The 5,043-nt window shown below is 33.5% G+C and carries 10 protein-coding genes; 4 read left to right on the top strand and 6 right to left on the bottom strand.

The window, feature by feature from the left end; translation table 11 throughout:
* Window positions 1-317: IS3 family transposase (locus FC89_RS12310; RefSeq protein ID WP_162258265.1), on the bottom strand; the 317-nt coding region annotated here is incomplete at its 3' end.
* 71 nt (window positions 318-388) lie between these two features.
* On the bottom strand, window positions 389-649 hold the full coding sequence (locus tag FC89_RS04185) for a transposase (RefSeq protein ID WP_057871300.1): 261 nt from the start codon (window positions 647-649) through the stop codon (window positions 389-391).
* Window positions 650-742: 93 nt separating this feature from the next.
* Here FC89_RS04185 and FC89_RS04180 point away from each other — a divergent pair, with 93 nt between their 5' ends.
* Window positions 743-937: a hypothetical protein gene (locus tag FC89_RS04180; protein ID WP_057871299.1), complete on the top strand. Its 195-nt coding sequence runs from the start codon at window positions 743-745 to the stop codon at window positions 935-937.
* 396 nt (window positions 938-1,333) lie between these two features.
* Window positions 1,334-1,696, top strand: coding sequence for a DUF1648 domain-containing protein (locus FC89_RS13000; RefSeq protein WP_057871298.1), 363 nt, complete (start codon window positions 1,334-1,336; stop codon window positions 1,694-1,696).
* Window positions 1,697-2,145: 449 nt separating this feature from the next.
* On the opposite strand, the gene FC89_RS04170 is transcribed toward FC89_RS13000, so the two are convergent.
* The 4 genes from FC89_RS04170 to FC89_RS12995 form a co-directional block, all read right to left on the bottom strand.
* The gene (locus tag FC89_RS04170; RefSeq protein WP_057871297.1) at window positions 2,146-2,445 is read right to left on the bottom strand and encodes a hypothetical protein; all 300 of its coding nucleotides are present in this window, start codon (window positions 2,443-2,445) and stop codon (window positions 2,146-2,148) included.
* Window positions 2,446-2,677: 232 nt separating this feature from the next.
* Complete coding sequence (locus FC89_RS04165) at window positions 2,678-2,965, bottom strand: hypothetical protein (RefSeq protein WP_187329652.1); 288 nt, start codon at window positions 2,963-2,965, stop codon at window positions 2,678-2,680.
* Entirely contained in the window at window positions 2,955-3,263 is a 309-nt protein-coding gene (locus FC89_RS04160) for a hypothetical protein (RefSeq protein ID WP_157060653.1), read from the bottom strand. Before FC89_RS04160 ends, FC89_RS04165 begins: the two co-directional genes overlap by 11 nt.
* Before the next feature lie 114 nt (window positions 3,264-3,377).
* Window positions 3,378-3,548 (bottom strand): DDE-type integrase/transposase/recombinase, encoded by a 171-nt coding sequence (locus tag FC89_RS12995; RefSeq protein WP_157060664.1) that lies wholly within the window; start codon window positions 3,546-3,548, stop codon window positions 3,378-3,380.
* Window positions 3,549-4,172: 624 nt separating this feature from the next.
* On the opposite strand from FC89_RS12995, the gene FC89_RS04155 reads away from it, so the two are divergent.
* The gene (locus FC89_RS04155) at window positions 4,173-4,442 is read left to right on the top strand and encodes a type II toxin-antitoxin system RelB/DinJ family antitoxin (RefSeq protein ID WP_057871295.1); all 270 of its coding nucleotides are present in this window, start codon (window positions 4,173-4,175) and stop codon (window positions 4,440-4,442) included.
* On the top strand, window positions 4,435-4,737 hold the full coding sequence (locus tag FC89_RS04150) for a type II toxin-antitoxin system YafQ family toxin (RefSeq protein ID WP_057871294.1): 303 nt from the start codon (window positions 4,435-4,437) through the stop codon (window positions 4,735-4,737). Before FC89_RS04155 ends, FC89_RS04150 begins: the two co-directional genes overlap by 8 nt.
* Window positions 4,738-5,043: the final 306 nt, after the last annotated feature.

Raw genomic sequence — 5,043 nt, 5'->3', positions numbered from 1 at the left:
GCCCATTTTTGATTAGGTTTGACAGCCTTAAAGTCTTGTTTTAACAGGTTAGGGTAGGTCATTTGGTCAATATAGTTATTGTGGTCATAACGCCACTTCTTGACGACAATTAGGTGTCGCATCAGCTTTTGAACCAGTTTCAAACTGGCGTGATAGCCCTCACGCAGAAGTTCCTCGTGAACTTTAGGAGCGCCATAAACCCGCCGATGATCAAAGTAGATGCGTCGAATTTGCTGGCATAAAACTTGGCGGCGCTTAAACTGTCTGGGCTTAGTCTGGTGCTGGTACTGATAGTAGGTTGATCGGCATAAGTGCAACGTCTGGCAGACTTCTTTAACGCTATGTGCTGGTGCCGTTACTTTAATAGCTGACTGCCAATCTTTGATGCTTACTTTTTTGCGAATATGGTTAAGGCTTTTTTTAGGATATCGTTCTCACTTTCCAGCTTGGCAATTCTTGCCTGCATTTCTAACAATTCGGCCTTGGAGGCTCCGGTATCATCATCTTTCTTGTACAAATCATTCCATTTATAAATGGTGGCACTGGCAATCCCATATTCGCTGGTAAGATCAGTGACTGATGTCCCGCTTTCATACAGCTGAACGATCATCTTCTTGAATTCGACAGAATATTTCTTCCTTTTGCTCATAAGACACGATCCTCTCTAGTAGAAATTCTACCAAATCGTGTCTATACTTTCATCCTAAGTCCAAATCATTATAATAACAAAGAGGAGTAGATTATGAAAAAATCCACAATTTCTTTTATCTCATATATTTTATTCTTACTTGGAATTGCATTTATGCTCTTTGCTTATGGATCGATGGTAAAATGGATAGCAGCTGTCGTTTTAATGTTTTTAGGTATTCTAACTGATCCTAAGCTTCCTTTGTATAAAGCAACCTTAGGTAAAATGATGTTTTTTAAAAAGGAATAATAGTTTTTTAGAAGTTGCTTATATTCGAGAAAACTAAAAATTTAAAATTGATTTTCTGCACAAAAGAAGTTTTCAAAAAATATTGATTTGGAAACTTCTTTTGTATTATGTTTTATTAAGATTGGAAAAGGAAAAATTAAACGAATGCTTTACTTGATAAATTATGCGAAGCACGGCAGGCAAATGATTTTTTTTATGAAAAAATAGTTGTGGACATTTAGACTTGGATAATTTAATTTGGGGTGGTCTTTACAAAATATTAATTCAGGAAAATTTCGCAGTCAACAGAGGAGATTGATTGATGTAAATTCCTTATGAAAAGAAATACTCGGTTATCAAAAAAGCATATAATTCAACTAGGTCAGAAAAACATTCTAGAAAAAGCAGGTTGGAAAAATGACAAGTAAAAATATAAATGGGGCTAAAAAAGTGTTCAAATCCTTTTTGAAGATAAATTGGTTAATTGGTTTTGTTACTTTTATTTTGGTGTCGATTTTTTATTTTAAACTTCCACAGAATGTTCCTAATCATATGGATGCCTTGTTTCAAATAGATGGATCTGGTAGCAAAATTATGATTTTTGTAATTCCAATTAGCGTTTTTGCATTGGGAATTATACTAAATTTGAGCTCTCAAAAATATGACATTTATTTCAGTAAGTTCAATAATCTAATTAAGTACTTATGTATATTGGCGTTGATATTGTTATGGATTGTTTGCTTCAAGTTTTTGATTATTTATGTTCAAATAATATTTTAGAATGAACTGTATTAATGAACTCATAAAAAATATTAAAGTAATTTAATGATTTTTTCTCTAATCATTCAAAAGATTATTTATCTGACAAAATAAAAAAGTTAGCTGTTTTTTAGTTGATTTTTTAATATTATGTTTTCGTTTATAGTTAAATTGTATCATTAAAATAGACCTAACTGTATGAGCTAGAGTCATGAGTGACATGATTGATTAAATCTACTAAAATGGTGTCATCTCAGCACAAAAATAATGTATTTATCGGTCTATAGGTATACAGTTTTTTTATGATTTGTTTAAATTATAAATAGACTTAAAGCCCCTAACGATTCGTAGTCGTTAGGGGCTTGGCGGTATCAATAATGTTCTATTTTTTTGCGGAGTTTTTATAGTATGAAATAAAAAAGAAGGGCAGAGAAGTAAGATCAAAGCAAAATGATTTTTTACTCTGAAATCTATTTTTCATAATTTTTATAGCCCTCAATAAAATTAGTTACTTCTAAAGCTTTGTTTTTTGAAATCAAATTGACCAAGTTTATTAAATTTTCCGGAAAGTGCTTAAATGTATGCTGTTCTTGATAGTCTTTTTTAGCTTGATTATACCCTCTGGTGTAATCATCACTTTCGTCTACATCATCATGGTACGAATAGTCGTTTGTATCTTTCCAATTTTTATAAGCTCGTTCGGCTTCTTGATAATCACCATTTACATAATGTTTTGCAATATAATCATGCAGTTCTTTAATGTCTTTCATTCTCACTACTCCCCCAAATATTTTTTTAATTATATCATAGATAAATGTATAGGTTGTGTTTTTTTTGAAAAATGATTGAATGAACGGAATTTAAGATTTACAACAGATTTGTGATTGTCGGTCCGAAAGTACTATTGCAGCTGTTACTTGTGTTAAAGAACATGATGCTAGTTTGATTTAGTACACAGAAAAGCCTCTATATTAATATTGAGAATTGACTTAAAGTCTAAATTTATCCATGGAAATTACCATTATATTGGTTGACAGTAACATAGGGATAATTACCAGTATTTATTTCATCAACCCATACTTCCCAAAGACCATTTCCATAGTATTTATAGCATTTAGGAGTCACTTTATAACCAGCATAAAGATTATGTTCAAATGTTATCACCCAAGCTCCTTGTGGTCGTGTAGTAACTGTACCAACTGCTGGTTCAGTAGAACTTGATTGAGCAGAGGAGGGCGCTGATTGACTATTACTGGAACTAGCTGTTTGTGATTGTTTATTAAGCAGCAACGGCAGAACTTGAATTAACAGAACTTAAATTAGAATTACTTTGACTGTTAACAAAGCTACTACCACTTGAACTGGAATCGGCACTTAATCTACTGGCGGAATTCTGATTATCTTTTTTTGATGAAGTAAGTTTTTTGCTAGTTCGATCTTTGCTATTAGACTGTTCAATTTTTGCAGAATTACTAGAATTATTTGAGTTTTGATGGTCTTTTACTATCTTGATGATAAAAAACGCAGCAAGGATAATAATGATTAAGGTACTCAAAATGTATGACCACCTTAGTTTTTTCTTATTCATAACTGTGCCTCTCTTTTTTTCATGGAGTTAGTATAAAACTTGAGACAACTTTTACTCGTATACTGAGTACCTTGATCAGTATGAAAAATTAGTTGCCCATTGATCGTTTGATTACTAATTGCCCAGTCCAAGGTGCGCAGCACTAAATCTGTATCCACCGTCTGTCTTGCTAAATGAATATCCAATAATCATTTTAGAATGCAAGTCCATAATCGTTGACAAATAGATCCAACCATCAGCTTGTGTTTCAATATAAGTTATATCAGCACACCATTTTTGGTTGATTTCATTAGTTGAGAAATCCTGATTAAGGAGATTAGGTGCTCCTGCGTTGCCTCTTCCTTAATGGTAACTGGCCGCTATTTCTTGTGTGTAATGGATCGAATACCAATTGTTTCATTAATCGCTGAAGCCGTTTTATACTACAAGTTCGATCCAGCGGGACTGGTTTTGTTTAAAAAAAATCTCTCATAAAATGTGTCTCAAATATTGACTTCGTTCTAGGTCTTTTGCGTGTTAATAAGCTTAAATAAAAATATAAAAAAATGATAGTACAAATAATGGAAATGGTTAATAACAATAGGTTTAATTGATTAATATTCAATAAAAACATCTCCTATTTTATTTATTCAGTGTATCAAATAAATCGAACTTATAGAAATAACTTTTACTCCTCTGCATGATATTTTTCAATAAGAGTTGAGAAGAATTGGAATGAATCTTCTTTTTTTGCTCTTTGTTTTCAGACCAAACAGCTACGTACCCACTCCAAGCTAATACACCGTGTCTCATAGTTACGATTCAAAAAAACATGTGCAAATTAATTTTTGTTAATAATATCCCAATGTGTTTACACAGGGATAGTATTGTGAGATGATTAAGTTATCAGATAGAAAGGAGCGGTTATAAATGGCAACCCCAAAGAAAGAAACTCGCTTGAATATTCGTATTGATCCTGAATTAAAGAGTGCTGCTCAAATTGTAGCAAATGATATGGGCATAGACTTGACCGCAGCTGTTACTATGTTCATAACAAAAATGGTGAAAGATCACGCCCTCCCGTTTACCCCAACTAGCCTACCGGTTGAGACCTTACAAGCTTTGAAAGAAGCAAAGCACCCAGAGTTGCTCAAAAAATACAGCACTCCTGATGATATGTGGAGAGACTTGAATGTATAACCTGGTTCCGACCTCAGCATTTAAGCGTGATATAAAACGTCTCTCCAAAAAACATTGGCCGGTTGCTGAGCTAAAGACAGTTGTTAATTTTTTAGCCGCTGGAACAAACGCCGAACTTTTAAGCAAAAAGTATGCAGATCATGCGTTATCTTCAAGCAGCTCGTGGAAAGGATACCGAGAGCTACATGTTGATGGCCCTCGTGGGGATTGGCTGCTAATCTATAAAATTGAGCAACAAGACCTTATTTTGACCCTAGTTAGAACTGGATCTCATAAGAACCTTTTAGGTAAATAGGAGCACAAAGACCGTCCAAAAAGGACGGTCTTTGTGCTGTGAGTTATCAGCAGATTCATTGGACTATAATCGTATTTCATTTGTAAGCACCTAATAACCGACCGTTCAAAAAAAGACCAATTGATCTTATTTGAAATCAGTTGATGACCGTGTTCGCAATGTTTATTGTCTCTTCAACAGGCAAATCTTCAGAAATAATCTCACTTCGTGTCCGACGATGTCTTTTGACTAGTACAGCTGTTTGATTTTCACTTATTTCTTCGCTTTGATTTCCAGTTTGCTCTGGATCGGTAAAAGAATTATCAA

It is taken from the genome of Liquorilactobacillus ghanensis DSM 18630 (genome assembly GCF_001435235.1).
GTDB lineage: Bacteria > Bacillota > Bacilli > Lactobacillales > Lactobacillaceae > Liquorilactobacillus > Liquorilactobacillus ghanensis.
Note: the sequence above shows the minus strand (reverse complement) of the source record. Positions and strands in the feature narration are given on the sequence as shown.

Excerpts from the sequence above, each read along its gene's own strand:
- FC89_RS04185 (WP_057871300.1), bottom strand. The coding sequence starts at position 649 with ATGAGCAAAAGGAAGAAATATTCTGTCGAATTCAAGAAGATGATCGTT.
- FC89_RS04155 (WP_057871295.1), top strand. The coding sequence starts at position 4,173 with ATGGCAACCCCAAAGAAAGAAACTCGCTTGAATATTCGTATTGATCCT.
- FC89_RS04160 (WP_157060653.1), bottom strand. The coding sequence starts at position 3,263 with ATGAATAAGAAAAAACTAAGGTGGTCATACATTTTGAGTACCTTAATC.
- FC89_RS04180 (WP_057871299.1), top strand. The coding sequence starts at position 743 with ATGAAAAAATCCACAATTTCTTTTATCTCATATATTTTATTCTTACTT.
- FC89_RS13000 (WP_057871298.1), top strand. The coding sequence starts at position 1,334 with ATGACAAGTAAAAATATAAATGGGGCTAAAAAAGTGTTCAAATCCTTT.
- FC89_RS04170 (WP_057871297.1), bottom strand. The coding sequence starts at position 2,445 with ATGAAAGACATTAAAGAACTGCATGATTATATTGCAAAACATTATGTA.
- FC89_RS04150 (WP_057871294.1), top strand. The coding sequence starts at position 4,435 with ATGTATAACCTGGTTCCGACCTCAGCATTTAAGCGTGATATAAAACGT.